Below are 24350 nucleotides of genomic sequence, written 5' to 3' on the forward strand. Positions count from 1 at the left end.
CGCGACACGCCGCATGCATGCGGCGCGTCACGTCACTGGCGGGGCATGGGGCCGCCGCCGGAAAGTGGATGACGTTCTTCACGCAAAAGGAGCGAAATATGGGTGCCTCAGCAGCCGGTAGCACGGGGGGTCCGAACGACACGACCCAGGTCCAGCAGCAGGCGGACGACCTGACCAAGACGCAGCTCGAACTGACGAAGATCAACTTTCAGGTCCAGCAGTCGACCGCGACGTTCGAAACCAGCAACGCAGTGACCGCGCAGGAAGGGACGGCGAACGCCCAGGTTGCGCAACACCTGAGTTCCGCCGGCCGCGCATGACGCCGGACGCCGGCCGCGCCGCGCGACGCCCCATGCCCGGGCAGCCCGTGCAGGGTGCCTGGCGGGGCGCGCGTGCGTGTCGGCCGGCTCGTTTCCGGCGCTGCCGGTCAAGGAGGACACGATCATGTCGGTAACAGGCGTAGGTGCAGCACCGCCGGGCGCGGCCGCGCTCGCGGGCGCCGTGCAGCAGGCGGGCACGGCGTCCGATCCGGCGCAGGTGCGCCAGTTCGATGCGCTGATGCAGCCGGGTGCCGCCGCGGGCTCGCCGTCGGCGTCGGGCGTCGCGATGTCGCGCGCGCCGGCCGATGCGGCGCCGGCGGTGCAGATGACGCCCGCGACACCCGCGCAGGCGAATCATGCGTCGCTGGTCGAGCGGTTGCGCACGTACGGCAACGATCTCGACACGCGGTACGCGAACATCGACAAGCATCGCACCGAGATGCTGACGTCGATGGCGGACAACCGCAGCGATCCGCTGATGACGATGGTGAAGGCGATGGATTTCCAGTGGACGGCGACGACCACGATTTCCGAATACCAGTTGAGCCTGTCGGTCGCGCAGGCGGCGAACGGCTTCACGCATACGGTGCTGAAGACGCAGGAGTGACGAAGGCCGGTGCGTGTGCCTGAAGCGGCCGCGCGCCCTGAAGCGGACAAACGATGACGACGATCGATTCGACGCCGCGCATGCACGCGTGGCGCAGCCGGGCAGCGCGTGCGCTGCTCGCGGGACTGCTCGCGCTGCTGGCCGGCTGCCAGAAGGAGCTGTACTCCGGCCTGTCGGAGCGCGACGCGAACCAGATGGTCGCCGTGCTCGGCGATGCGGGCATCAGCGCATCGAAGGACAACGACGCGCGCGACACGTCGGATCGCAACGCATGGCAGGTGAGCGTCGCGGACGGCGACATGCAGTCGGCGCTCACCGTGCTGCAGGCGAACGGGCTGCCGAAGCCGAGCTATGCGAGCCTCGGCGAGCTGTTCCAGAAGCAGGGGCTCGTGTCGACGCCGGCCGAGGAGCGCGTGCGCTACCTGTACGGCGTGTCGCAGGACCTGTCGCGCACGCTCCAGGACATCGAGGGCGTGGTGGTCGCGCGCGTGCAGGTCGTGATTCCGGAGAACGATCCGCTCGCGGACAAGATCAAGCCGTCGTCGGCGGCCGTGTACATCCGCTACCGGCCCGGCGTGGACCTGCGCGCGATGGCGCCGATGGTCAAGGATCTCGTCGCGCACAGCATCGAAGGGCTGCAGTACGACAACGTGTCGCTGTTCCTGCAGCCAGCCGCCGCACACACGACGCGCGTGGACGGCATCGGCAGCGCGGTGTCGGACGTCCTGCGTCTGCGCTCGCCGCTCGGCTGGCTGGTGTTCGCGCTGATCCTGCTGACCTGCGCGGTGATCGCGCTGTCGGCCGCGCGGCGCGGGATGTTCGGCGCCCGGCTGGCCGGGCTGGTCGGCACGCCGCGCGGGGCGAACGGAACCGGCGGTGCGTCAGCGTCGTCGGGTAGCGGCCTGCGCACGCCGGACGGCGCGCGCGACGGCGCATGAGCGAACACGCTGCGCTGCCGCTGGGTGCCAGGCCCGATGCCGCGCAGCTGCCGTGGCTGCAACCGCTCGCGCCGCCGCCTCCCGCGCGGCGCGCGGCGTTTCACGCGCTCGTCTGCGAATTCAACCTGCGCCCGGACCGCTATCTGCACGTGACGCGCGTGCCGGCCGAGTGGCCCTCGCGCTATCGCTCGCCCGACGCGTTCGGCCCGGCCGGCCGCAAGCTGCTTGCTCGTCACCTGCTCGATGCGAACGGCGTGGCCGGACTCCACGACTTCGACGTCGCCAATCCGTGTGCGCGGCTCGCGCTGCTGCCCGGCGCGGCGCTCGAGCAGCTCGCGTCGTATACGGGGCTGCTGCTGCATCGCGGCTGGCTGCGCGACGCGCTGACCGTGCGCCGCATTCGTGCGGAAGTCGCGGCGAAGCTCGGCGGCGACGCGCTGGAACTCGCGCTCGAGCGCGCGCCGGAATTCGGCGCGCTCGCGGACACGCTCGAACCGTGGCGTGCCGATCCGGCCGCGCTGCCGGTGGTGATTCGTGCGCGCGGCGGGCGATTGCTCGCGGATTTCATCGGCGTGGCCGGCGACGCGGTCGCGCGGCGCGCGCGCCTGAAATTCAACCGCGCGATCGACAACGAAGCGCCGTACTGGCTGAATCGCGCGCAGCGCGACCAGTTCGGCGAATTGCTGTTCCTGTTTCTGATTCCCGAGAGGCTTGCGTCATGGGACTGGCTTTTCTGATCACGAGCGACAACCTGCAGCTGCTGTCGGAGCGCAAGGTGCTCAAGGAGCGCGAATACGCGGCGCTGCTCGACGCCTCCGCGGTGATCGCGACCGCGCGCGACGAGGCCGCGCGCATCGTCGCCGATGCGCAGCGCGAATTCGACAAGCGCCAGGCGGCGGGCTACGACGAGGGAATGCGCCGCGCGCAGCGCGAGCATGCGGCGCAGGCATACACGCAGGCGCTGGCCGCCGCCCGGACGATGGAGTCGATGAAGGATTCGATGGCCGACATCGTCGTGAAGGCCGTGCGCGCGATCGTCGGCGAGATGGGCACGCAGAAGCTCTACGAGGCCGCGCTCGCGCGGATCGCGCCGCTCGTGCGCGACGAGGCGTTCCTGATCGTGCGGGTCGCGCCGGGCCGCGAGGACGAGATGCGCGACGCGCTCGACCGCGCGTTCGCCGGACAGTCGAATCGTCAAAGGATCCGCATCGTCGAGGACGCACAGCTCGAACGCCACGCGTGCACGGTCGAGACGCCGTCCGGGCGCATCGACGCGAGCCTCGACCTGCAGATCGACGCGCTGCGCCAGGCGATCCGCCGCGATGCGCTGAAGGGCACGACACGATGAACGTGCCGCTCGACGATCCGCAGTCGTTCGGCGGTGACAGCAACGACGATGCGGCGCCGTTCGATCGCGGCCGCCTCGTCGGCGACCTCGACGCGGGGCTCGCGTTCTTCTCGCCGGTGTCGGTGCAGGGCCGCGTCAATCATGCGGTCGGGCAGATCCTCAACGCGACCGGCATCCGCGCGCGGCTCGGCGAGATCTGCGAGTTGCGCACGCCGAACCAGCCGACGCTGCTCGCCGAAGTGGTCGGCTTCTCGCGGCAGACCACGCTGCTCACGCCGCTCGGCGACGTGGCCGGGCTGTCGCCGGAGACGACCGTCGTGCCGTCCGGGCGCGAGCACGTGTTCCCGGTCGGCGAAGCGTTGTTCGGTCGCGTGCTGGACGGGCTCGGCCGGCCGCTCGACGATCGCGGGCCCGTGACGGGTGCCGCGTGGGTATCGACGCAGCAGGACCCGCCGAACCCGCTTGCGCGCCAGATGATCGACACGCCGTTTCCGACCGGCGTGCGCGTGATCGACGGCCTGATGACGCTCGGCATCGGCCAGCGCGTCGGCATCTTCGCACCGTCCGGCGTCGGCAAGAGCACGCTGCTCGGGATGATCGCGCGCGGTGCGCAAGCCGACGTGAACGTGATCGCGCTGGTCGGCGAACGCGGCCGCGAAGTGCGCGAGTTCATCGAGCACAGCCTGTCGCCCGAGGTGCGCGCGCGCTCGATCGTCGTCGTGTCGACCTCCGACCGTCCCGCGATGGAGCGCGTGAAATCCGCGCTCGTGGCGACCGCTATCGCCGAGCACTTCCGCGATGCGGGCAAGCGCGTGCTGCTGCTGGTCGATTCGCTGACGCGCTTCGCGCGCGCGCAGCGCGAGGTCGGCCTCGCGAGCGGCGAGCCGCCGACGCGGCGCAGCTTCCCGCCGTCGACGTTCGCCGTGCTGCCGCGCCTGCTCGAACGCGCGGGCCAGGGCGCGACCGGCTCGATCACAGCGCTGTACACGGTACTCGTCGAAGGCGATGAGGAATCCGATCCGATCGCCGAGGAAGTGCGCTCGATCCTCGATGGCCACATCGTGCTGTCGCGCAAGATCGCGCTCGCGAACCGCTATCCGGCGATCGACGTGCTCGCGAGCCTGTCGCGTGTGATGCCGCTCGTCGCGAGCCGCGCGCATCAGCAATCGGCCGCGCGCGTGCGCGAGCTGATCGCGAAGTACCAGGAGATCGAGCTGCTCGTGCAGATCGGCGAGTACCGCGAAGGCAGCGACCGGCTCGGCGATCTCGCGCTGCGTGCGCGCGATGCGATCGGCGCGTTCTGCGCGCAGGTTTCGCACGAGGACGTGCGTTTCGACGCGCTGCTCGCGAAGCTGACGAAACTCGCGAACGACCATGTCTGAAGCCGACGACCGTCTCGTGCTCGCGACGCTTGCGCGCCTGAAGCGCGTGCGCGAGATGCGCAGCCAGATCGCGCGCGTTGCAGCCGCGCGCCAGCAGGGCATCGCCGCGCAGAGCCGCCGCGCGCTCGATGCCGCGCAGGCGCAGCTCGCGCAGCAGGTCGCCGCGAAGGCCGCGATCCAGACGCGGCTCGCCGACGACCTGCGCGAGGCGCGCGCGCTGCAGAACGCCGCGGCCGACACGCGCACGTTCGATCGCCACATCGGCGTTGCGAATGCGTCGGTCAGCGAAGCCGCGCACGTGCACCGCGATCACGAGGCGACGCTCGCCGACCTGCAGCGCGCCGCGCGCAAGGCGAAGGCTGCCGAGGACAAGCTCGACAAGGCTGGCGAGAAGGCGTTGCAGGCGCGTGCCGCGCGGGTCGAGCGTGACGCTGACGAAGTGGCGGATGCGCATGCGGTGCGGCGTTTCGCGACGGCGGGCGTCCGGGCGGGCGATGCACAGGCGCATGCGTCGGGGCAGCCGGAGATGGCCGCCGTATTCGATGCGCAGATGGTGTCGCGGCCGGCGGATGCGGATGCGACGGACGCGGCCGACACCTCCGACTCGACCGCCGCAGACACTGCACCCACCCCCGCCGCCGACCCGGCATCCGCCGCCGCGGACCGCCGATGCTAGACCACGCCGCGAACTTCAACGACATCGCCGGCACGCTGCGGCCGCTGCTCTACGTGATGCCGCGCCTGCTGCCGGTCATGTTCGTCGTGCCGGTGTTCAACGAGCAGATCGTCACCGGCCTCGTGCGCAACGGAATCGCGGTGGTGATCGCCGCGTTCGTCGCGCCGGTGATCGACCCGGCGCAGGTCGCCGCGCTGCCGTTCCTGATGTGGTGCCTGCTCGTCGCGAAGGAGGCGGTGGTCGGCATGCTGCTCGCGGGCGCGTTCAGCGCGGTGTTGTTCGCGATCCAGGGTGTCGGCTACCTGATCGATTTCCAGACCGGCAGCGGCAGCGCCGCGTTCTTCGATCCGATGGGCGGGCACGAGGGCGGCCCGACCTCGGGCTTCCTCAATTTCGTCGCGATCGCGCTGTTCGTCACCGCGGGCGGCCTGCAGGTGCTGGTGCAACTGTTCGCGCAGTCGTACGCGTGGTGGCCGATCGGCTCGCTCGGCCCCGATTTCTCGTCGATGCTGGAGACCTTCGTCGTGCGGCAGACCGACACGATCTTCGAATGGATGGTGAAGCTCGCCGCGCCCGTCATCATCGTGCTGGTGCTCGTCGAGCTTGGTATCGGTCTCGTCGGGCGCGCGGTGCCGCAGCTGAACATCTTCGTGTTCGCGCAGCCGGTGAAGAGCGCGCTCGCGGTGCTGATGATGGTGCTGTTCCTGCCGGTGGTGTACGCGTCGCTGCATGCGCTGCTGAGCCCCGACAGCGGGCTGATGGCGCTGCTGCGCGCGCTGTTCGCCGCGCACGGCGGCGCGTGACGGCCCGCCGGAACCGGAGCGCCCATGTCCGAGAAGAACCAGCAGCCAACCGCGAAGCGCTTGCGCGAGGCGCGCCAGAAGGGCGACGTGCCGAAGAGCGCGGAGACGATCTCGTCGGCCTTCTTCGTCGGCGTGTGCGTCGCGCTCGCGGTGGGGCTCGGCACGTTGTTCGCGCGGCTGCAGGCGCTGTTCCGGCTCGTGTTCGATGCGGCCGGCGCGGCCGATCCGTCCGCGCGGCTCGCCGTGCTGATCGACGGCGCCGCGCGCGACTGGGCGCTGCTGTCCGCGCAGATCGTGGCGGCCGGGCTGCTGGCCGGCGTGCTCGCGGGCTTCGTGCAGGTGGGCGGCGTGATGGCGTGGAGCCGGCTCGTGCCGCAGCTGTCGCGGCTCAATCCGGCCGAGGGGCTGAAGAACATGTGGTCGATGCGCAACCTCGTGAACCTCGCGAAGATGCTGCTGAAGACCGTGCTGCTCGCCGCGACGCTCGGCTGGCTGATCGTCGAGTCGCTCGACCCGTCGGTGCAGGCCGGCTTCACGCGGCCGATGTCGATTCTCGCGCTGATCGTGAAGCTGCTGATGCTGCTGTTCGGCTGGGCCGCGCTGATCTACATCGTGATGGCGCTGATCGACATCGTTCACCAGCGCCATGAGTTCAACCAGAAGATGAAGATGTCGGTCGACGAAGTGCGGCGCGAGCACAAGGAAGATGAGGGCGATCCGCACATCGAGGCAAAGCGCCGGCAGCTCGCGCGTGAAGCGCAGTTCTCGTCGCTGCCCGACCGGATCGGCTTCGCGTCGGTGGTCGTCTATTCGTCGAGCGTCGCGGTTGCGCTCTATTACGGCGGGATCGGGACGCTGCCGTGGGTGCTCGCGCGCGGCGAGGGCGAGGCAGCCGAACGGATCGTGCGGCTCGCGCGCGACGCGCTGCGCCCGACGCTCGCGAACGCCGGCCTCGCGCACGCGCTGTACGAGAGCACGCCCGAAAAGGGCACGATCCAGCAGCAGCATTTCCGCGAGGTCGCGCAGTTGCTGAAGTGGGCGACCGGCGCGGCATGACGAATACGACCCGTCGGGCACGCCGGCATGCACGCGACTCGACGATGCGTCGATGCGCCGTGATGTGGACCCGTTTCCTGCTCGCCAGGCCGATGGCACGTCGGGCTTGACGCGGTTTTTTTTCCGGATTTGTCCGACATTCACCCATGAATTATTGCTGATTTATTTCTTCGTAATATGGCTCGACCGTCAACCGGGCGGCGGGCTGCGAGATTGCGCCGCCGCTGACGGAACAGGTCAACAGGGGCAGACAAATCAATGTGCGGAATCGACGGCTTTCTGAATAGCGTCGCCTGCGATGAGGAGACAGCGCGCGGCACGCTCGCGCGAATGACGGCGAGCCTCGCGCATCGCGGGCCCGACGGGCAGGGCCTCTGGGTCGACCCGGAGGCTGGTATCGCGCTCGGGCACCGGCGGCTTGCGATTGTCGATCTGTCGGTACACGGCCGGCAGCCGATGGCATCCGCATGCGGCCGCTACGTCATGGTCTTCAACGGCGAAATCTACAACCATCGCGAGTTGCGCGCGGAGCTCGAGCGCGCGGGTCGCGCACTGGCGTGGCGCGGCCACTCCGACAGCGAGGTGCTCATCGCGGCGATCGTCGCGTGGGGCGTCGAGGCGGCGCTGCGGCGCGCGACCGGCATGTTTGCGTTCGCGCTGTGGAATCGCGCGTCGCGGGTGCTGACGCTCGCGCGCGACCGGATCGGCGAGAAGCCGCTTTACTACGGCCGGATCGGCGACGCACTCGTGTTCGCGTCGGAACTCAAGGCGCTGCGCGGGTATCCGGGCTTCGACGGCACGATCGATCGCGACGCGCTGTGCTTGTACCTGCGCCAGTCGAGCGTGCCGGCGCCGCATACGATCTATCGCGGCATCAGCAAGCTGCCGCCGGGCACTTTCGTCCAGTTCGAACATGCGCGCGACACGCCGCGCCTGCGCGCGTACTGGACGCTCGAGCAGGCGATCGAAGCCGGCCGCGAGCAGCCGTTCGAGGGCAGTGCCGACGAGGCCGTCGGGCAACTCGACGCGGTCCTGCGGCAGGCCGTCGCGCGGCAGATGGAAGCCGACGTGCCGCTCGGCGCGTTCCTGTCGGGCGGTATCGATTCGTCGGCGATCGTTGCGCTGATGCAGGCGCAGTCGGCGAACCCGGTCGACACGTTCACGATCGGCTTTCACGAGGCCGGTTACGACGAAGCCGGTTACGCGAAGGCGGTTGCGCGCCATCTCGGCACGCGCCACACCGAGCTCTACGTGACGGCCGACCATGCGCTTGGCGTCGTGCCGAAGCTGCCGACGATCTACGACGAACCGTTCTCCGACGCCTCCCAGATTCCGACCTTCCTCCTGTCGGAGCTGACGCGTCGGCACGTGAAGGTGAGCCTGTCCGGCGACGGCGGGGACGAACTGTTCGGCGGCTATACGCGCTACTTCCTGACGCCGCGCCTGTGGCGCAAGCTGCATCGCGTGCCGGCGGCGGTGCGCGCGCGGATCGCCGCCGCGCTGCATGCGCTGCGCCCCGATCATGCCGACCAGCTCGCGGCGGTTGCGCAGGGCGCATGGGGCGGCGTGGACGCGCGCGACTCGGCGACCCGCATCGGCGACCGGCTGCACAAGCTCGGCCACGTGATGACGGCCGAGAGCCGCATCGGGCTGTACCGGCTGCTGATGTCGTCGGTACATCATCCGGAGCGCATCGCGCTGCGCGGCCAGGAGCCGCCGACGCCGCTCGACACGGTGTCCGCATGGCCCGCGAACCTGAGCTTCGCCGAGCAGGCGATGGCGATCGACACGCTCACGTACCTGCCGACCGACATTCTCGCGAAGGTCGACCGCGCGGCGATGGCGGTCAGCCTCGAGACGCGCATGCCGTTCCTCGACCATCACGTCGTCGAATTCGCGTGGCGCCTGCCTGCGTCGGTGCGGTTGCCGGAAGGGCAGTCGAAGGCGCTGTTGCGCCGGCTGCTGGACCAGTACGTGCCGTCGTCGCTGATCGACCGGCCGAAGCAGGGCTTCTGCGCGCCCGTCGATCACTGGCTGCGCGGCGCATTGCGCGACTGGGCCGAAGCGCTGCTTCAGCCGTCGCGGCTGCGCGACGAGGGCTTCTTCGATGCGGCGGCCGTCGAGCGGCTGTGGCGCCAGCACCAGACGGGCCGGATGAACTGGCAGCATCAGCTGTGGACGGTGCTGATGTTCCAGGCGTGGCTGGAACATCAGCGCGCCGCATGAAGCGGGATGACGCGGCAAGCCGCGTCACGTCATGCTGGCGTTCGGCGCTCGCTCACTGATCGAGGCACCGCACGCACAGCCGCTTCGCCTGGCTCGCCGACAATCCGCGGCACATCATCACGACCGGTCGCGCATGGCACGACGGCGCGTCGGCGGAAGCAGCGGGCGACGCGAGCCTGCGCGCGCGTTCGGGCGGCGTGGTCGCGGCCGCGTCCATGCGCCGTTGTCGCTCGGGTGGCGGCATGTCGCGCACCACCGGAATCGGTTCGACGCCGCCTTCGCGTGCGTTGCGCTGCGCGCTCGCGACGACGCGGCTCACATAGCCGCTCGAGAACCCGGTCGTGAAGTTGCCGCTGTAATAGCACGACAGCGCCGCGCGTAGCGCGGCCTGCGCGGGGCGGCCGGTGTTCGACGAGCGCGTGAAGCATTCGGTCAGGATCGCGCCGCCTGCCCGCAGGTTGCGACACGGTTCGAACATCGTCGTGTCGTCGAGGCCGTATTTGGCGAAGTTTCGTTCGTTAACCTGAGCGAGGCCGACGCTGTAGCTGAAGCCGCGCGCGGCCAGCTCGCCAGCGGTCGCGCGCGCCTCGTCGAGCGACGCGGGCTGGCGCGTCAGGTGGCCGCCGACCACGCCGATCGCATACGGATTGAAACCGGATTCGGTGCGCACCAGCGCGGCGAGCGTGTCGGGATCGACGTTCGGTGCGCAGGCGTGCGCGAGCTGCGCGAAGCCTGCGGCGCTGCCTGCCGCCTGCGCGCCGCGCGGCTGCATGCCCGCGCCTGCGAGCACCAGCGCGAGCAGCGCGCACAGGATCGCGGCGACGCCGCGCGGGCCACGCGCGCTCATCCTGCCCCCGCCACGCGATACGACAGCACGAGCCCGTGCACGAGCAGCGACCAGCCGTCGAGCGCGACGAACAGCAGCAGCTTGAACGGCACCGAGATCGTCGTCGGCGAGATCATCTGCATGCCTAATGCAAGCAGGATGTTCGCAACCAGCAGGTCGACGACGATGAACACGATGTAGATCACGAAACCGATCTGGAATGCCTTTGTCAGCTCGGCGAGCGTGAAGCTCGGCACCAGCACGAGCAGGTCGTCGTCCTTGATGCCGTCCGCGCGGTTCTTCGGCCAGACCGACGTCGCGGTGCGCACGAAGAATTCGCGGTCGCGCTGCCGCGTATGCGACACCAGGAAATCCTTGACGGGGGGCAGCGCGGCATCGGCGAGCGCACCGATGTCGGCGGTCGACAATTGTCCCGATGCGTCGAAGTGGCGTGCCTGCAGCGCGTCGCGGATCGACATGCCGACCGGCGCCATGATGAACAGCGACAGGATCAGCGCGATGCCGTTGAGCACGAGGTTCGGCGGCACCTGCTGGATCCCGAGCGCGGAGCGCAGCAGGCCCAGCACGACCACGAGCTTCGTGTAGCTCGTCACCATCAGCGCCGCGAACGGCGCGATGCCGAGCGCGGCGATCACCGCGATCAGCGCGACCGGATTCGGCAGGCTGCCCATCGTTCAGCGCTCGCGCGGCGCGGGCTGCGTCAGCGTGACGACGCGCACGCCGAGCTTCTGGCCGACCGCGATCAGATGGCCGGTGCCGATCAGCATCCCGTTCGCGACGAGATGGATCACGCTCTGGTTGATGCCTTGCTGCAATTCGATCACCGCGCCGGGCTGCAGCGCGCCGAGTTCGCCGAGCGGGATCGACGTGGGCGGCAATTCGAAACGCAGGTCGACCGCGAGGCCGTCGAGCGAGCGCGGCGCATCGTCGGGCGACCCATCCTGCGCAGTCGCGGGCGGGGTGTCGGTGCGGGTCGGTTCCAAAGGCATCTCCCTGATTCGTTCGACGGTCAGCCGGTTGCCCGACGGCCGTCCGGTGATCTCCCACGCCGGCGCGGCCGGCACCCGCGCGACGCACAGCAGGTTCTGCTCGTGCGCGCGCCAGCGCTCGATCGCGATGATGTCGCCACTGACGACGTCGGCCAGCTCGGCCATCGTCAGCTCGGTCCGGCCGATCTCGAATACCAGCGGCACCGGCAGGCTTGCATACGCGGCGCGCGTGTCGGGCCGCGTGGCCGCCGGCGCCGCGAAGAACACCGCGAGCGCGTCCGGTGCATCGAACAGCAGCGCGCCGTGGCAGCGCCATGCGCCGTCGGCGCGACGCAGTTCGAAGCGCAGCGCGGCTGGCGCGCTGCGCCACGTGGGCACGCTCGTCGGCGGCGGCAGCAGTTCCACGCGCTGCCGTGTCGCGGCCTGCAGCACGGCCGAAAGCGGTGCGACGAGGTCGGCGAGCAGCGCCGCGCGGATCACGGCCGGTACGGCCGGGTCGGCCGCGTCGTCGAGCCATGCGCTTTCCGCGACCGGATCGATCCATAGCGTGCCGGCGGCCGGGCCGATGACGAAGCGGTATGCGTGCGCGTCGGCGGCCGGTTCGGCGTCGACGCGCCAGCGCACCTCGTACGCGTGTTCGCCGAGCGTGACCGGGACCGCGCCCGTGGCACCGTACGCATGCGACAGCCCGCGCGCGGCGGCGGCGGACAGGCGCGGCAGCCAGGGCGACGCGTCGAGCGCGACCACGGCCGGCGAGGGCGGGATGGCGGGCGCCGCGGCGGGCGAGGCCCGGTTCGCGGCGTCGCCGGCGTCGGCATTCGTCAGGGACAGCGCAGGCACGGCGGGATCGGGGCGGATTCGGCGTTGGTTCGACGGGTTTTTGTGGCCGGCGGCGCGGGGGGCGCGCGGCTGCTGCGTCGATTGTAGGGACGGCGCCGGCCGCGTGCCGCGCCGGAATCCGTAGTCGCGCGCATGCGCCGGCCGCGCGGGCGGCGGCGAGCTACGAAGCCTGCTGCGCGGCGGCGTGGCCGCGTGCGGCGCGGCGCACGCACAAAGGCGGCCGCCGCCCGGAGGCGGCGGTCGTGGCGCGGCGGGCACGCGTGCCGCGCCGCGAGGCGTCGCACGTCGGACGTGCGGCGCGGTGGGGAGCCTTGCCGGCGCGCCGCTCAGTGGCGGCGCGCGGGTGAGCCGTTACGCGTAGTCGGCAGCCAGCGCCTGCTGCGGCGCGGCGCGCAGGATCGGCGCCGCGTCGTGGCGCTCGACGTGCGTCATGGCCGCGCCGAACAGCACCAGCCGATAGCCGACCGCATAGATCGGGATGATCCGCAGGTTCTTGTCGTGATCGAGCTGCAGCTTCGAACGGATGCGCGAGATGTGGGTGTCGAGCGTGCGCGACGACACGCCGAGCTCGCGGCCCCAGACCGCCTCCTGGATCGCTTGCCGCGGCACGATCTTGTTCATGTTGTCGAGCAGGAATTCGACGACGTCGAATTCACGCGGCGTGACGTCGACGACTTTGTTGTCGATTTCGATCGTGCGGCGCACGAAGTTGATTTTTATGTTGTCGATGTACAGGTATTTGCAATCCATGTTGGCCCTCGCATGTCCGTAAAGGAGTGTTTGCGGGTCATGTACCGCAACTTCCGGGCCAGGGAGGGTCTGTCAGGCGTCGACGGGCGGCGGGGGCGGGGCGGGCGGTACGCCGGCCTTGAATCTAAAAGAATTTTTAACGCAGGACGCGCGGCGCGCTTCGAAAGGGTCGGAGCAACAGTAAAGGATTGTTACGTAGCATCCGGCGGGAACGTTACGGGCGTTACGGGCGGTGTTACGTGGGGGCGGGAAATTCCCGCCGATCAGGCAGCGCGCCGACCGGACGACGAACCCTGCACCGAACGCTCCGTTGCCTGGACGGATTGCAGAGCGGAATCAATGGGTTGGGGCGGATTTTTGCCGATTTCGGACCGTACGTCAGGGCCTGCCCCAAGCGGAAAGAAAACCGGTCGCGCGACATGCCCGCCGCGCGACCGGCGTTTCACCTGCCGGTCAAGCCTTCGCGGTGTCGCCCGAATCGAACGGCAACACGTAATGGCGCTTGCCGGTCGCCGCGAAGATCGCGTTGGCGACCGCCGGGCCCACCGGCGCGACGCCCGGCTCGCCGACGCCGGTCGGTGCCTCGGCCGACGGCACGATATGCACCTCGACCTTCGGCATCTCCGCCATCCGCAGCACGTGATAGCCGTCGAAGTTGCGCTGCTCGACCTGGCCGTCCTTCAGCGTGATCGCGCTGTGCAGCGCCGCACCGAGCCCGAAGCCGATGCCGCCTTCCATCTGCGCGGCAACGATGTCGGGGTTGATCGCGATCCCGCAGTCGACCGCGCACACCACGCGTTCGACCTTCACCTTGCCGTCGGCGTCGACCGACACTTCCGCGACCTGCGCGACATAGCTCTTGAATGCCTCGGCCACCGCGATCCCGCGCCCGCGTCCCTTCGGCAGCGGCTTCGCCGGATCCCAGCCGGCCTTCTGCGCGGCCAGCTCGAGCACCGCGCGCATCCGCGGCTCCTTCGCGAGCAGGTCGCGGCGGAACAGATACGGATCCTTGCCGGCCGCGTGCGCGGCTTCGTCGATGAACGCCTCGACCGCGTACGCGGTGTGCGAGCTGCCGACCACGCGCCACCAGAGAACGGGCAGGCCTACCTTGGTGGTCGTGAGTTCGACCGACACGTTCGGCACCGCGTACGGCAGGTTCGCCGCGCCCTCGACCGATGTCGCGTCGATCCCGTTCTTGACCATGAACGCCTCGAACGGCGTGCCGGCGAGAATCGACTGGCCGACGATCCGGTGGCGCCAGCCGACCAGCTTGCCGTCCGCGGTCAACCCCGCGTCGAGCTTGTGGAAGTACATCGGGCGATAGAAGCCGCCCTGGATGTCGTCCTCGCGCGTCCACTGCAGCTTGACCGGCTGGCCGTCCGCGCCCAGCGCCTTCGCGATCGACACGGCCTCGACCACATAGTCCGACCACGCGTTCGCGCGGCGGCCGAAGCTGCCGCCCGCGTACAGCGTGTGGATCTGCACCTGTTCGGGCTTCAGGCCCGCGACCCTGGCGGCGTTGCCCTGGTCGACCGTCTGGAACTGGTCGCCCGCCCAGATCTCGCAGCTGTTCTCGGTCAGCTTGACGACCGCGTCGAGCGGCTCCATCGGAGCGTGCGCGAGATACGGGAATTCGTATGTCGCGCTGACCTTGCGCGCGGCACCCGCGATCGCCGCGTCGGCATCGCCGTCCTTGCGCGCGGACGCGCCGGGTTTCGCGGCGAGCTGCCGGTACTCGCGCATGATCTCGGCCGAGCCGCGCTTTTCGGCGTTCGTTTCGTCCCAGTCGACCTTCAGCGCGTCGCGGCCCTGTTTCGCGGCCCAGAAGCCGGTCGCGACGACCGCGACGCCGCCCGGCACCTGCACGACCGACACCACGCCCGGCACGCCCTTCGCGGCCGTCGCGTCGAACGACTTGACCGTCGCGCCGAAGCGCGGCGGGCGCTGCAGCAGCGCGACGCGCATGCCGGGGAAGGTCGTGTCGAGCGTGAAATGCGCGGTGCCGTTCGACTTGGCCGACCCGTCGACGCGCGGAATGCGATGGCCGATCAGCTTGAAGTCGGCCGGCTGCTTCAGCGTGACCTTGTCGGGCACCGGCAGTTTCGACGCGTCGGCCACCAGCGTGCCGTAGGCGGCCGTCTTGCCGCTCTTCTCGTGCGTGACCACGCCGTTGGCGGTGGTCAGCTCGCCGGCCGGCACCTTCCAGCGCGCCGCCGCGGCCGACACGAGCATCGCGCGGGCCTTGCCGCCCGCTTCGCGCAGTTGCTGCCACGAGTTCGACATGGCCGAGCTGCCGCCCGTGCCCTGCATCGTGCCGAAGGCGAGGTTCGCATAGCGTTTCGCATCGGCCGGCGCACTTTCGACGCGTACGCTCGACCAGTCGGCGTCGAGCTCCTCGGCGACGATCGTCGCGATGCCCGTGTAGGCACCCTGGCCCATTTCCACGTGTTTCGCGACGACGGTGACCACACCGTCGGGCGTGATGCGCAGGAATGCGTTCGGCGCGAAATCGGCGGCGGGTGCCGTCGCGGCGAGTGCGCGGCGGCCGAGGCCGGCCCATTCGAAGCCGATCGTCAGGCTGACGGCGGCCGCGGCGCCCGCGGCTTTCAGAAACGTGCGGCGCGACGGTCGCACCGAACCGCGATTCTCGAGTTCGATCGTCATGGTCAGGCTCCCAGTGTCGCTGCCGCGTCGTGGATCGCGGCCCGGATGCGGGCGTAGGTCGCACAGCGGCAGATGTTGCCGTTCATTGCCGCGTCGATGTCTGCGTCGGTCGGCTTCGGATTCTGTTCGAGCAAGGCGGTGGCCGACATGATCTGGCCGGACTGGCAATAGCCGCACTGCGGCACCTGCAGCTTCACCCAGGCGGCCTGCACGGCCTGCGCGGGCTTGCTCTGCAGGCCTTCGATCGTCGTGACGTGCTTGCCCGCGATGCCGGCGAGCGGCAGCACGCACGAGCGCACCGGCTGGCCTTCGAGATGGACGGTGCACGCGCCGCACTGCGCCATGCCGCAGCCGAACTTCGTGCCGGTCAGCCCCGCGTGCTCGCGGATCGCCCAGAGGACGGGCATCGACGGATCGGCGTCGAGCGTAACGTTCTTGCCGTTGAGGACAAACGAGGTAGGCATGTTTGTATGTCTCCATGGGGAAAACCCGGCATGCGCCAGGTTAGCGGGCAGTGTGCGCGAGCGCGCGATTTTTGCGTCTACCCAATCCTGCAAATTTATTGAACAATCCTGCAAATCCCCGGCGCGACGGCAAGCGATTCGCTATGCTCGCGCGGTTCAGGGAAACGAAGCGAGGAACCCGTCATGGACATGACCGAAATCGCGGCGTCGCGCGAATCCGGGCGGCGCGAACTGGCATCGCTGATTGCCCGCTTCGCGCCGACGGACGGCTCCCACTCGACGGCCGTGCCCGCGCTGATGCTGCATCGGCATGGGCATCCGGTCGATCTCGGCTGCGGCGTGTCGCGCGCCGCGCTCGTGATCGCCGCGCAGGGCGCGAAGCGTGTGATCGTGGGCGGCCAGGCTTACGAATACGACACGCGGAACTGCCTGATCGCGTCGATCGACTTGCCGATTCTCTCGCGCGTCACGCAGGCTTCGCCGGACGCGCCTTACCTGTGCCTGTCGCTCACGCTCGATCCGCAACGCATCGTCGAGCTCGCGGCCGAGATGCGGCTGCCGGAGCCGGATGCCGGCCCCGAAGGCGAGGGCATCGCACTTGCCGAGCTGACGCCGCCGCTGCTCGATGCCGCGCTGCGGCTGTTGCGGCTGCTCGAAACGCCGGCTGACATTCCGGTGGTCGCGCCGCTGATCGAAAAGGAGCTGCTGTACCGGCTGATGACGAGCGGGCAGGGCACGCGGCTGCGGCACATGGCCGTTGCCGGCAGCCAGACGCACCGGATCGCACGCGCGATCGAATGGATCCGCGATCACTACGCGGAGCCGATGCGCGTCGACACGCTCGCGCAGGCGGTCAACATGAGCGTGTCGTCGCTACACCACCACTTCAAGCACGTGACCACGCTGAGCCCGCTGCAGTATCAGAAGCAGCTGCGGCTGCACGAGGCGCGGCGGCTATTGCTGCGGCAGGGCGGCGACGTCGGGTCCGTGGCCGCGACCGTCGGCTATGAAAGCGCGTCGCAGTTCAGCCGCGAATACAGCCGGCTGTTCGGCGCGCCGCCGATGCGCGACGTCGTGCATCTGCGCAAGAAGGAATTGCTCGGCACATAGCGGCCGCGCGGTTCATTTCGATTGCATCGCGCGTGGCTTCGTCGCGCGATGCGCGGTCTGCCGAATCGGGACGACATACAATCGGCGTGCCAGGGTTGCTGCGTGAGGATGCGAGGGAGCGGCGGACAGCGCTGCCGCGCCGCGCGCGAACTTCTGTTTCACGCATGCATCCCTGGATTGCGCGAACCGGTGCGACACTTGCCGGCAGCACACGAATCGACCGATCGAAACTCGCAAAAAAGTCGCGCCGTCACGAATTTTCTGCATGAATCGTGCTTTGCACGAACATGTTTCAGCAATGAGATTCGCGCCGATATCGCATCGGAAATGTTTCTCGCGCGCATCGTGTGTCGTCATCCAGCGATTGGAGCACGACGGTTATTGACATTGAATGTCGCCGAATCGAATGACGCCAGTAAAAATGAATAAAGGGTGTTGAAGGGTTCGTGCGGCACACGCCGTCATTTTTTCCGATATGCAGGTGGCGTGAAAGCCATGTCAGCCTGCACCTCAATTGCCGTTTTTGCCGCACGTTCGCGTTGTCGGTCGATACCTGATCCCGTCGGTATTTTCACGGATGAATCAATTGCGTTTCGCGGCGGCTGGTGTGCACATCCGCAAGCTTTGCCGATATCGGCCGTGCAGGCTCCGCTGCACCGGGCGCCGCGTATTTCGATTCGTCGTTTTTCGGGCATGCGAACGCCGTCGAACGGGCTGCAGCAGGCGGTTTGACAGGGCCGATGTGCAGATCGGCCGCAATGTGCGACCGCGCACTTCTCAAGTATGAAACACCCGTTCGCCACCCCCTTGCGGGAGGCCCCGCGGGCCGCATTCGTCCGCCTTTTTCAGCCTTGCTTCGCGGCATTCAATGATCGGCGCAAGCTGCCTACGGTTGTCGCGATACATTCCTGAAACGAAAAAAGCGATTCCTGGCGATATGGCCGCGTGTCGCGGACGGTAAGCGTCGTGCAACCGCCGGTGGAATCACGCATGGCATGCCGCTTGCAGCATTGGGCGTACCGGCGAGCGGTCAACCTGATGCGACAAAGATGGGGGGGCGACGTGTTCGTCAATAAGCAGTCGGGGAAACAGCGATGAAGACCAGAAGCAGTCATTCTTTCCGCGCATTCCTTGCGCATCCGTGGGGTAGTCGGACAGATCGGAGTACGGCTCGCGATGCAGTGCCAGCCTCGCGGGTTCGTTGCCGGTTTCCCGGCATCCGCGCGTTGCACGTGCTGGAACGCCTGTCGTTCCGCATGACAACCGGCCGACAGCGGTGCTCCCCTTCTTCCATCACGTCCGGGTGGACCGGGCTGTTCGTGCCGGACAGTTCGACCCCGAGCCGACTTCTACCGTGCACGGCCGTATCGAGTGCGCCGGGCATATGCCGGCGCTGGCCGGACTAGCTCGAATACCCGTTGGCCGGATTGCCCGGAAGATCGTTGATCGGTAACTCAGGGAGAAGCGATGCCGACTGACCGTAATGCAGGCCCGTTATCGCCACGATGACGTGCATGTTTTCGCTGGCGCTGCATTTTCGGTAGTTAACCATTTTCACGCATTTTCGATCGCTGAAGCGAATGCCATGTGCTGGTATGTCGCGGGTGCGAATTTCGAAAAAACCAGTCCCGAATGTCGAGTTCCTGTATTCGGGTGCGTGAGGCAATTTGTTTTCTGATTTTTGAAAATCGATATTCGATATCGAAAATTTTCATAAAAATTCGGAAAACTAAAAAATACGAACATGAAGTTGGAATGTCCAACGATTACGTGGTCTCGGATTCGAGATGAATCTTTTTTTTGTGATTGGATAGTGATCCTTATTTTTAGGGATTGCTCGAGGCAGGGAAGTTGAAGGCGTGCAGCTTTCCTCGCTTGTTCCGTCCACGCCGTTATGGAGTCGACCATGAAGAAGCTTCTGATTGCAGTAGCAGTTATGGCGGTTTCGGGTGCAGCGTTCGCAGCGAGCGGCACGGTTTCGACCAGCAATTCGTCGAGCGGTGGCCAGACGATGGCCGGTGTCGTCGGGTTCGGTTCGTTCACTGCCATGGATTCCGGCGCGGCGCTCGGCGCTGCCGGTGCAACGGCCGGTGGCGGCGCGAGCAGCTCGATCTCGTACACGAACCACACCAACACATCGACGGTGAGCGGCTTCGGCTTCGGCGGCGCACAAGCTGGTGGTTCCAGCGGCGCGAATGCCGGATCGACCGGCTGGACGATGTATCACTACTAAGCCGCGGCGCATAGCGTTCGTCATGGATAGGTGACAGGGATGCCGGGTTTCGTCCCGCGAGGGCGGACCCGGCGACCTGGCCACCGAATTTCCTCACAGCAAGGAATTGCTATGAAAGCCAACGTCATTTTAGCGACAGCGCTCACCGCCCTATCGTCAGCCGTGCTGGCGGCAGGTCCGACGACATTCAACCAGACGCAATCCGTCGCGGCAGGCGTCTCCGGTTCGGTGTTGGTCGGTACCGGCAGCTACACGAGCAACTCGACTTCGGTCGCGGGCGCGAACGCCGGAAGCACCGTGACACCCGCCGGATCCACCGGCACGGCATCCGCCTATCACGACTCGACTTCGACGGCCAGCGGCTGGGGCACGAACGGAGGCGCGTTCGCGGCAGGCGGCGGTATCGGCGCCGCAGGCTCGTTCGGTGGAACCGGCAACACGAGCGAGAACGCCAATGCGCTGTCGGGAGGGGTGACCGCCACGATCGTACTCGGCGCGAACCACTACACGGCAACCGGCGCGAACGACAACGGTATTGCCAACGCGGGGGCCGCTGGCATGGCGGGAAGTGGGTGGTCGGGAACGGTCGCGGGCTCGAACCACTACAACTCGTCGACGGTATGGGGCACGGGTCCGGCCGGATCGCCGTTCGCATCGGGCGGCAGTCAGGGCAGCTCCGGCGCGACCGCCGGCAGTCCCTGATTCGCGTGTCGGGGGGCCAGCTTCCCAACGACGCTGGTCTCTCTTTCCTCGCCTTGTTGTCACCGTAAGGAGTTGGCATGAAGCAGAAACTGATTGCCGCCGCTCTGATGCTCGCGTCTCTGACGGCGTATGGCGCTGACCGTGCTGCCGACGACGTGCAATCGAATGTGCAAACGTCAAGCAATCCTGACCAGACAACCAAACCGTCACAACAACACACGCTTTCGTCGGGCAGCGCCATCGGTGCATCGGCGGCCCCGCAATGGCCGGGCATGTCGGGCGGTTCATGGTCCCAGCTGGGCAGCGGCTGGAAGCAGTTCGGGGAAGCAGGCAAAGCTGAAGGAATTCAGGGGAATTAATACGGTTGCCTGGGTGGGAGGTCAAACCACGTCCGGAGATTGAAATGAACAGCAACAAGATCAGGGTGGCATGTGCGGCAATGTTCGCGATGGCCACGATCGGTGCCCAAGCGCAGACCGCCGATTCGACTTCAAGCGCGCAGTCCTCGACGTCGTCGACGGCAGTCAGCCTTGGCGGCGGCGCGAGCATGAACACGAACAACACGACCGGCGGCAATGCCACGAGCAGCAGCGGCGTTCGGAGCAGCGGCAATTCGAGCGTGCAGGTGAACTTGAACTTGCCGTCTTCCACGAGTGGCGGCTCGAACGTGACGCCGCAGAGCACGAGCTCGCTCGCGGCCGGCTCGCCCGGCACCAGCCCGTACAACACCCAGGCGGCGGAAAACGTCAACTACTCGGGCACCCAGACGATCAAGACGAACCCGGCGATCCAGGCGCCAGGTCTCACGACCACGCTGTCCGATACCTGCATGGGCTCGGTGAGCGTCGGCGTGTCGTTTCCGGGCTTCGGCGCGACGGGCGGCACGACCTTGGTCGACCAGGCATGCGTGCGTCGTCTCGACGCGCGTGAATTCCGCGCGATGGGGCTGACCGACGTCGCGCTCGCGCTGCTTTGCCAGAGCGACGCGAACCGGCGCGCGGTGGAAGCGACCGGGCACCTGTGCCCGGGCACGACCGCGCCGCTTGCGCGCTCGAACGTCGCGCCCTCCGCCGAAGCGACCGTGGCCGACGACGTGAAGTATCGCGATCCGCTCGTGCGCAACCGCATGGGCCTGCCGCCGCTCGATGCCGCCGCGCCCGTGCAGACGCGCCCGGTGGCGACGACCGCGGTCCAGGCGGCGCCGATCCCGGCGCCGGTGCCCGCGCCGTCGATCGCCGCGCCGGCGACGACCGCGGTGCCTGCTGCAGTACAGGCGGCCGCCGTGAAGGCGACGCAAGCGGCTGCCCTCGTGCCTGCCGCCGTTGCCGCACCGGTTGCCGCGGCCGCACCGGCAGTGAGCGCCGCGCCTGCGGCAGCACCGGCCGCGGTGAGCGCGGTGCCGGCTGCGGCCATCGTTGCGGCGCCGGCGGTTGCCGACAAGGCTCCGGAACTCACGCCGGCCTCGACCGGCACCACGGCGCAAGCCGCGGCGGCGCCTGCGGTCGACACGAAGGCGAAGGAACCCGTGCCGGTGGTTGCCAGCAAGGCCTCGGCACCCGCGCCGGCTGCAACCAACACCATGGCGCAAGCTACGGCGGCGCCTGCGGTCGATACGAAGGCGCCGGAACAACCCGCGCCGGCGGTCGCCGACAAGGCACCGGAACCTGCACCGGCTGCAACCGACACCGCCGCGCAAGCCGCGGCAGCGCCGGCCGCCGTCACGGAGACGCCGGATATCGCGCAATCCGGACCGGCCGCGACCGACGCCGCACCGCGGACCCAGGACGCTGCAATGGCCGCGCCCGCGATCGATGCGAAGGCTGCCGAACCGGCCACGCAGGCGGCAGCCGAAGCACCTGCGCCGGAAGCCGCGGAGCCCGCCGCAGCGGCTGCGGTTGCCGACACGCCGGCCGCCGACGCGAAGGCGACGGAAGCCGTCGAATCCGCTGCCGCGCCCGCACCGTCCGCCGACATGCCGGCCGCATCCGATCCGGCGCCGGCCACGGTTGACCAGCAGGCCGCCCCGGCCGCGCCGATGATGCCGGCGCCGACCGTCATCTCGACGAGCACGTCGTCGTAATCATGCGGACAGGGCGCCCGTGCGACCGGCATGCCGATCGCACGGGCGCCGCCGGGATCCGCGGCGCGACGCAGGTCGCAAGTTTGACGGGTGTTGGTCCCTCCCCGAGGTCAACACCTCTTTTTGCCTGACGAGGGTACAAGGAGGCCTCAATCATGAGGATCTTTTTGGTCGCGCTGATGCTGGTCGGCACACAAGCCGCCGCGCAGTCGGTTTTCCAGAACCCTGCGGTCTTTGTCATCCTGAGCGAGCAGACCCTCGCGAATGCCGCGAGCGTCCAGCAGGCGCTGACGACGCTCGGCCGCTCGGACAACACGGCATGCGTGCCGATGATGATGGTCGGCGATCCGCAGATGATCTACATGATGCCGGCGGAAGGACACGCACCGTCGTGGCAATCGCCGGTGTACGGTCGTGGCGCGCCGTTCGAAGCGCAGACCGGGCCGACGCCGACCGGCAAGACGATCGGCGCGATGCAGCACGCGGAGGACATGCAGACGCAGCCGTGGAGCGACAGCAGCGCGATCACGCAGAAGATCGCAGGCGAGTCGAGCGTGTCCGCGTCGGCGCGGGTCAGCGACTGGCAGCGCAAAGGGCTGAACACGATCGAGACGGCGACTGCGACGGAAGTGACGGTGAACGGCAAGACCTACCGTGCTTATCGCGAGGATCTCAACCAGACCGCGCGGCCCGTCGTCGAACCGCAGATCTACCTGCAGCGTGTCGTGTTCTGCCGATGACGAAACTTTCCCGAGCGGACATGCCGGCAGCGTCGCGCGTGGGCAGGGCGGCCTGCCGCGCACCGTTTCGCGCCGTCCATTCCGCCAGACAACCCCATGCGGCGAGGCCATCGTGAACCAATGCTGCCCAATCAGACTGTCAGGCCCGCTGGAGGATGAACGGGCCCCGTGCACGCCACAGTTCGTCGCGGTCCCGCGTCTCCATAGCGTGCAGTCACGCCCGCTCGTGTATCTGTCGCAGCGTCCCGATGCGGGGCTCGTCGACTGTCTCGCGTCGCGCGGCTGGGACATGTGGCGCGCGAAATCCGTTGCGGACGCACTCAATCTCGTGAAGGCGAACCGCCTGCATGCGGGCATCGTCGATTTCGACGACTTCGCGTCGCCCGACGTCGCGTCGTTCGAGGCGCTGCTGCGCGATCCGCGGATCGGCTGGGTCGCGCTCGCCGACGACGAGCGACTGCGCGATGCCACCATCGCGCGCCTGATCCGCCAGTGCTGCTTCGGCTACGTGCGCAATGCGACGGCCTATACGACGATCGGTTATCTCGTCGGCCATGCGTACGGGATGCTGAAACTGGAGGAAGGCGATCCGGCCGCCGATGCCGCGCCGCCCGGCGGTACGATGATCGGCGCGTGCGACGCGATGCGCCGTCTGTTCGCGACGATCCGCAAGGTCGCGAACACCGAGGCCACCGTGTTCATCGCCGGCGAATCCGGCACCGGCAAGGAGTTGACGGCGTCGGCGATCCACCGGCATTCGTCGCGCGCCGACGCGCCGTTCGTCGCCGTGAATTGCGCGGCGATTCCGGCGACGCTGCTGCAGGCCGAGCTGTTCGGCCATGAACGCGGCGCGTTCACCGGCGCGCATCAGCGCAAGATCGGCCGCATCGAGTCCGCGCATGGCGGCACGCTGTTCCTCGATGAAATCGGCGACATGCCGTTCGAGAGCCAGGCGAGCCTGCTGCGGTTCCTGCAGGAGGGCAAGATCGAGCGGCTCGGCGGGCATGCGTCGATTCCGGTGGATGTGCGGATTGTGTCCGCGACCCACGTCGATCTCGAGGCCGCGATGCGCGCGGGCCGGTTCCGTGCGGACCTGTACTACCGGCTGTGCGTGTTGCGTATCGACGAGCCGCCGCTGCGCGCGCGTGGCCGCGACATCATGCTGCTTGCCGACCACATATTGCGGCGCTATCGCGGCGACAGCGCGCACCGGATTCGCGGCTTCATGCCGTGCGCGATCGAGGCGATCCACGACTATGCATGGCCCGGCAACGTGCGCGAACTGATCAACCGGATCCGCTTCGCGGTCGTGATGACGAATGGCCCGCTGATCTCGGCCGTCGATCTCGAACTGAGCCAGTACACGTCGCACCGGCCGCCGACGCTCATGGAATCGCGCCGCCAGGCCGAGCGGCGCACGATCGAGGAAACGCTGTTGCGGCATCGGCGCCAGCATGCCGACGTCGCGGCGGAACTCGGCGTCTCGCGCGCGACGCTGTACCGCCTGATGACCGCGCACGGCCTGCACGGCTGATGCCGGTTGCGCCCGCGCGGCATGCGGCCCGGGCTCGCGCG

At 68.4% G+C, this 24350-nt stretch carries 25 protein-coding genes; 19 read left to right on the forward strand and 6 right to left on the reverse strand.

Features of this window, described 5'->3' with window-relative positions:
- Positions 1 to 98 precede the first annotated feature (98 nt).
- The 11 genes from ACT2FV_RS01955 (at position 99) to asnB (ending at position 9356) form a co-directional block, all read left to right on the forward strand.
- Positions 99 to 320 (forward strand): hypothetical protein, encoded by a 222-nt coding sequence (locus tag ACT2FV_RS01955; RefSeq protein WP_040141234.1) that lies wholly within the window; start codon positions 99 to 101, stop codon positions 318 to 320.
- A gap of 124 nt (positions 321 to 444) precedes the next feature.
- A complete protein-coding gene (locus tag ACT2FV_RS01960; protein ID WP_059600313.1) occupies positions 445 to 927 on the forward strand; it encodes a hypothetical protein in 483 nt (160 codons plus the stop codon).
- A 53-nt stretch (positions 928 to 980) separates the two neighbouring features.
- Positions 981 to 1865, forward strand: a complete 885-nt coding sequence (gene sctJ, locus ACT2FV_RS01965) for a type III secretion system inner membrane ring lipoprotein SctJ (RefSeq protein WP_124628139.1) — start codon at positions 981 to 983, stop codon at positions 1863 to 1865.
- Positions 1862 to 2602 (forward strand): SctK family type III secretion system sorting platform protein, encoded by a 741-nt coding sequence (locus ACT2FV_RS01970; protein WP_444503081.1) that lies wholly within the window; start codon positions 1862 to 1864, stop codon positions 2600 to 2602. The genes sctJ and ACT2FV_RS01970 overlap by 4 nt, the downstream gene beginning before the upstream one ends.
- A complete protein-coding gene (gene sctL, locus ACT2FV_RS01975) occupies positions 2584 to 3213 on the forward strand; it encodes a type III secretion system stator protein SctL (RefSeq protein ID WP_059600083.1) in 630 nt (209 codons plus the stop codon). Before ACT2FV_RS01970 ends, sctL begins: the two co-directional genes overlap by 19 nt.
- A complete protein-coding gene (sctN, locus tag ACT2FV_RS01980) occupies positions 3210 to 4595 on the forward strand; it encodes a type III secretion system ATPase SctN (RefSeq protein ID WP_444503082.1) in 1386 nt (461 codons plus the stop codon). Before sctL ends, sctN begins: the two co-directional genes overlap by 4 nt.
- A complete protein-coding gene (locus tag ACT2FV_RS01985) occupies positions 4588 to 5271 on the forward strand; it encodes a hypothetical protein (protein WP_444503083.1) in 684 nt (227 codons plus the stop codon). Before sctN ends, ACT2FV_RS01985 begins: the two co-directional genes overlap by 8 nt.
- Positions 5265 to 6074 carry a type III secretion system export apparatus subunit SctT gene (gene sctT, locus ACT2FV_RS01990; protein WP_059526749.1) on the forward strand — a complete coding sequence of 270 codons (810 nt, stop codon included), beginning with the start codon at positions 5265 to 5267 and terminating at the stop codon, positions 6072 to 6074. Before ACT2FV_RS01985 ends, sctT begins: the two co-directional genes overlap by 7 nt.
- Before the next feature lie 24 nt (positions 6075 to 6098).
- The gene (locus tag ACT2FV_RS01995; protein ID WP_444503084.1) at positions 6099 to 7130 is read left to right on the forward strand and encodes an EscU/YscU/HrcU family type III secretion system export apparatus switch protein; all 1032 of its coding nucleotides are present in this window, start codon (positions 6099 to 6101) and stop codon (positions 7128 to 7130) included.
- A gap of 52 nt (positions 7131 to 7182) precedes the next feature.
- Complete coding sequence (locus ACT2FV_RS02000) at positions 7183 to 7413, forward strand: hypothetical protein (protein WP_444503919.1); 231 nt, start codon at positions 7183 to 7185, stop codon at positions 7411 to 7413.
- Complete coding sequence (gene asnB / locus ACT2FV_RS02005; protein WP_444503085.1) at positions 7389 to 9356, forward strand: asparagine synthase (glutamine-hydrolyzing); 1968 nt, start codon at positions 7389 to 7391, stop codon at positions 9354 to 9356. Before ACT2FV_RS02000 ends, asnB begins: the two co-directional genes overlap by 25 nt.
- A 52-nt stretch (positions 9357 to 9408) precedes the next feature.
- Here the strand turns inward: asnB and ACT2FV_RS02010 are convergent, their stop codons facing one another.
- From ACT2FV_RS02010 to ACT2FV_RS02035, 6 genes are all read right to left on the reverse strand, one after another.
- Positions 9409 to 10203, reverse strand: a complete 795-nt coding sequence (locus tag ACT2FV_RS02010; protein WP_444503086.1) for a lytic transglycosylase domain-containing protein — start codon at positions 10201 to 10203, stop codon at positions 9409 to 9411.
- A complete protein-coding gene (gene sctR / locus ACT2FV_RS02015) occupies positions 10200 to 10874 on the reverse strand; it encodes a type III secretion system export apparatus subunit SctR (RefSeq protein WP_044847619.1) in 675 nt (224 codons plus the stop codon). Before sctR ends, ACT2FV_RS02010 begins: the two co-directional genes overlap by 4 nt.
- A gap of 3 nt (positions 10875 to 10877) precedes the next feature.
- Entirely contained in the window at positions 10878 to 12032 is a 1155-nt protein-coding gene (gene sctQ, locus ACT2FV_RS02020; RefSeq protein WP_174919669.1) for a type III secretion system cytoplasmic ring protein SctQ, read from the reverse strand.
- Positions 12033 to 12383: 351 nt separating this feature from the next.
- Positions 12384 to 12782 carry a winged helix-turn-helix domain-containing protein gene (locus tag ACT2FV_RS02025; protein ID WP_059526731.1) on the reverse strand — a complete coding sequence of 133 codons (399 nt, stop codon included), beginning with the start codon at positions 12780 to 12782 and terminating at the stop codon, positions 12384 to 12386.
- A 453-nt stretch (positions 12783 to 13235) separates the two neighbouring features.
- The gene (locus ACT2FV_RS02030; RefSeq protein ID WP_444503087.1) at positions 13236 to 15446 is read right to left on the reverse strand and encodes a molybdopterin cofactor-binding domain-containing protein; all 2211 of its coding nucleotides are present in this window, start codon (positions 15444 to 15446) and stop codon (positions 13236 to 13238) included.
- A 2-nt stretch (positions 15447 to 15448) separates the two neighbouring features.
- The gene (locus ACT2FV_RS02035) at positions 15449 to 15910 is read right to left on the reverse strand and encodes a (2Fe-2S)-binding protein (protein WP_124628157.1); all 462 of its coding nucleotides are present in this window, start codon (positions 15908 to 15910) and stop codon (positions 15449 to 15451) included.
- A 183-nt stretch (positions 15911 to 16093) separates the two neighbouring features.
- Here ACT2FV_RS02035 and ACT2FV_RS02040 point away from each other — a divergent pair, with 183 nt between their 5' ends.
- The 8 genes from ACT2FV_RS02040 to ACT2FV_RS02075 all read left to right on the forward strand — a co-directional run bounded on the left by ACT2FV_RS02040 (position 16094) and on the right by ACT2FV_RS02075 (position 24309).
- Positions 16094 to 17020 carry an AraC family transcriptional regulator gene (locus ACT2FV_RS02040; protein ID WP_124628159.1) on the forward strand — a complete coding sequence of 309 codons (927 nt, stop codon included), beginning with the start codon at positions 16094 to 16096 and terminating at the stop codon, positions 17018 to 17020.
- 495 nt (positions 17021 to 17515) lie between these two features.
- Entirely contained in the window at positions 17516 to 17752 is a 237-nt protein-coding gene (locus ACT2FV_RS02045; protein ID WP_151051886.1) for a hypothetical protein, read from the forward strand.
- A 1174-nt stretch (positions 17753 to 18926) separates the two neighbouring features.
- Positions 18927 to 19253, forward strand: a complete 327-nt coding sequence (locus ACT2FV_RS02050) for a hypothetical protein (protein ID WP_124901259.1) — start codon at positions 18927 to 18929, stop codon at positions 19251 to 19253.
- A 111-nt stretch (positions 19254 to 19364) separates the two neighbouring features.
- The gene (locus ACT2FV_RS02055; protein ID WP_151051884.1) at positions 19365 to 19955 is read left to right on the forward strand and encodes a hypothetical protein; all 591 of its coding nucleotides are present in this window, start codon (positions 19365 to 19367) and stop codon (positions 19953 to 19955) included.
- 77 nt (positions 19956 to 20032) lie between these two features.
- Positions 20033 to 20314: a hypothetical protein gene (locus tag ACT2FV_RS02060; RefSeq protein WP_124901261.1), complete on the forward strand. Its 282-nt coding sequence runs from the start codon at positions 20033 to 20035 to the stop codon at positions 20312 to 20314.
- A gap of 44 nt (positions 20315 to 20358) precedes the next feature.
- Entirely contained in the window at positions 20359 to 22035 is a 1677-nt protein-coding gene (locus ACT2FV_RS02065) for a chemotaxis protein CheA (RefSeq protein ID WP_174919667.1), read from the forward strand.
- Positions 22036 to 22190: 155 nt separating this feature from the next.
- Entirely contained in the window at positions 22191 to 22775 is a 585-nt protein-coding gene (locus ACT2FV_RS02070; RefSeq protein WP_059600071.1) for a hypothetical protein, read from the forward strand.
- 112 nt (positions 22776 to 22887) lie between these two features.
- The gene (locus tag ACT2FV_RS02075; RefSeq protein WP_151049089.1) at positions 22888 to 24309 is read left to right on the forward strand and encodes a sigma-54 dependent transcriptional regulator; all 1422 of its coding nucleotides are present in this window, start codon (positions 22888 to 22890) and stop codon (positions 24307 to 24309) included.
- Positions 24310 to 24350: the final 41 nt, after the last annotated feature.

Origin of the sequence: Burkholderia sp. PR2 (assembly GCF_052372875.1) — a bacterium.
Taxonomy (GTDB): Bacteria; Pseudomonadota; Gammaproteobacteria; order Burkholderiales; family Burkholderiaceae; genus Burkholderia; species Burkholderia diffusa.

Coding starts and splice junctions, on each gene's coding strand:
- ACT2FV_RS01955 (WP_040141234.1), top strand. CDS start 99: ATGGGTGCCTCAGCAGCCGGTAGCACGGGGGGTCCGAACGACACGACC.
- ACT2FV_RS01960 (WP_059600313.1), top strand. CDS start 445: ATGTCGGTAACAGGCGTAGGTGCAGCACCGCCGGGCGCGGCCGCGCTC.
- sctJ (WP_124628139.1), top strand. CDS start 981: ATGACGACGATCGATTCGACGCCGCGCATGCACGCGTGGCGCAGCCGG.
- ACT2FV_RS01970 (WP_444503081.1), top strand. CDS start 1,862: ATGAGCGAACACGCTGCGCTGCCGCTGGGTGCCAGGCCCGATGCCGCG.
- sctL (WP_059600083.1), top strand. CDS start 2,584: ATGGGACTGGCTTTTCTGATCACGAGCGACAACCTGCAGCTGCTGTCG.
- sctN (WP_444503082.1), top strand. CDS start 3,210: ATGAACGTGCCGCTCGACGATCCGCAGTCGTTCGGCGGTGACAGCAAC.
- ACT2FV_RS01985 (WP_444503083.1), top strand. CDS start 4,588: ATGTCTGAAGCCGACGACCGTCTCGTGCTCGCGACGCTTGCGCGCCTG.
- sctT (WP_059526749.1), top strand. CDS start 5,265: ATGCTAGACCACGCCGCGAACTTCAACGACATCGCCGGCACGCTGCGG.
- ACT2FV_RS01995 (WP_444503084.1), top strand. CDS start 6,099: ATGTCCGAGAAGAACCAGCAGCCAACCGCGAAGCGCTTGCGCGAGGCG.
- ACT2FV_RS02000 (WP_444503919.1), top strand. CDS start 7,183: ATGCGCCGTGATGTGGACCCGTTTCCTGCTCGCCAGGCCGATGGCACG.
- asnB (WP_444503085.1), top strand. CDS start 7,389: ATGTGCGGAATCGACGGCTTTCTGAATAGCGTCGCCTGCGATGAGGAG.
- ACT2FV_RS02010 (WP_444503086.1), bottom strand. CDS start 10,203: ATGAGCGCGCGTGGCCCGCGCGGCGTCGCCGCGATCCTGTGCGCGCTG.
- sctR (WP_044847619.1), bottom strand. CDS start 10,874: ATGGGCAGCCTGCCGAATCCGGTCGCGCTGATCGCGGTGATCGCCGCG.
- ACT2FV_RS02025 (WP_059526731.1), bottom strand. CDS start 12,782: ATGGATTGCAAATACCTGTACATCGACAACATAAAAATCAACTTCGTG.
- ACT2FV_RS02030 (WP_444503087.1), bottom strand. CDS start 15,446: ATGACGATCGAACTCGAGAATCGCGGTTCGGTGCGACCGTCGCGCCGC.
- ACT2FV_RS02035 (WP_124628157.1), bottom strand. CDS start 15,910: ATGCCTACCTCGTTTGTCCTCAACGGCAAGAACGTTACGCTCGACGCC.
- ACT2FV_RS02040 (WP_124628159.1), top strand. CDS start 16,094: ATGGACATGACCGAAATCGCGGCGTCGCGCGAATCCGGGCGGCGCGAA.
- ACT2FV_RS02045 (WP_151051886.1), top strand. CDS start 17,516: ATGTCAGCCTGCACCTCAATTGCCGTTTTTGCCGCACGTTCGCGTTGT.
- ACT2FV_RS02050 (WP_124901259.1), top strand. CDS start 18,927: ATGAAGAAGCTTCTGATTGCAGTAGCAGTTATGGCGGTTTCGGGTGCA.
- ACT2FV_RS02055 (WP_151051884.1), top strand. CDS start 19,365: ATGAAAGCCAACGTCATTTTAGCGACAGCGCTCACCGCCCTATCGTCA.
- ACT2FV_RS02060 (WP_124901261.1), top strand. CDS start 20,033: ATGAAGCAGAAACTGATTGCCGCCGCTCTGATGCTCGCGTCTCTGACG.
- ACT2FV_RS02065 (WP_174919667.1), top strand. CDS start 20,359: ATGAACAGCAACAAGATCAGGGTGGCATGTGCGGCAATGTTCGCGATG.
- ACT2FV_RS02070 (WP_059600071.1), top strand. CDS start 22,191: ATGAGGATCTTTTTGGTCGCGCTGATGCTGGTCGGCACACAAGCCGCC.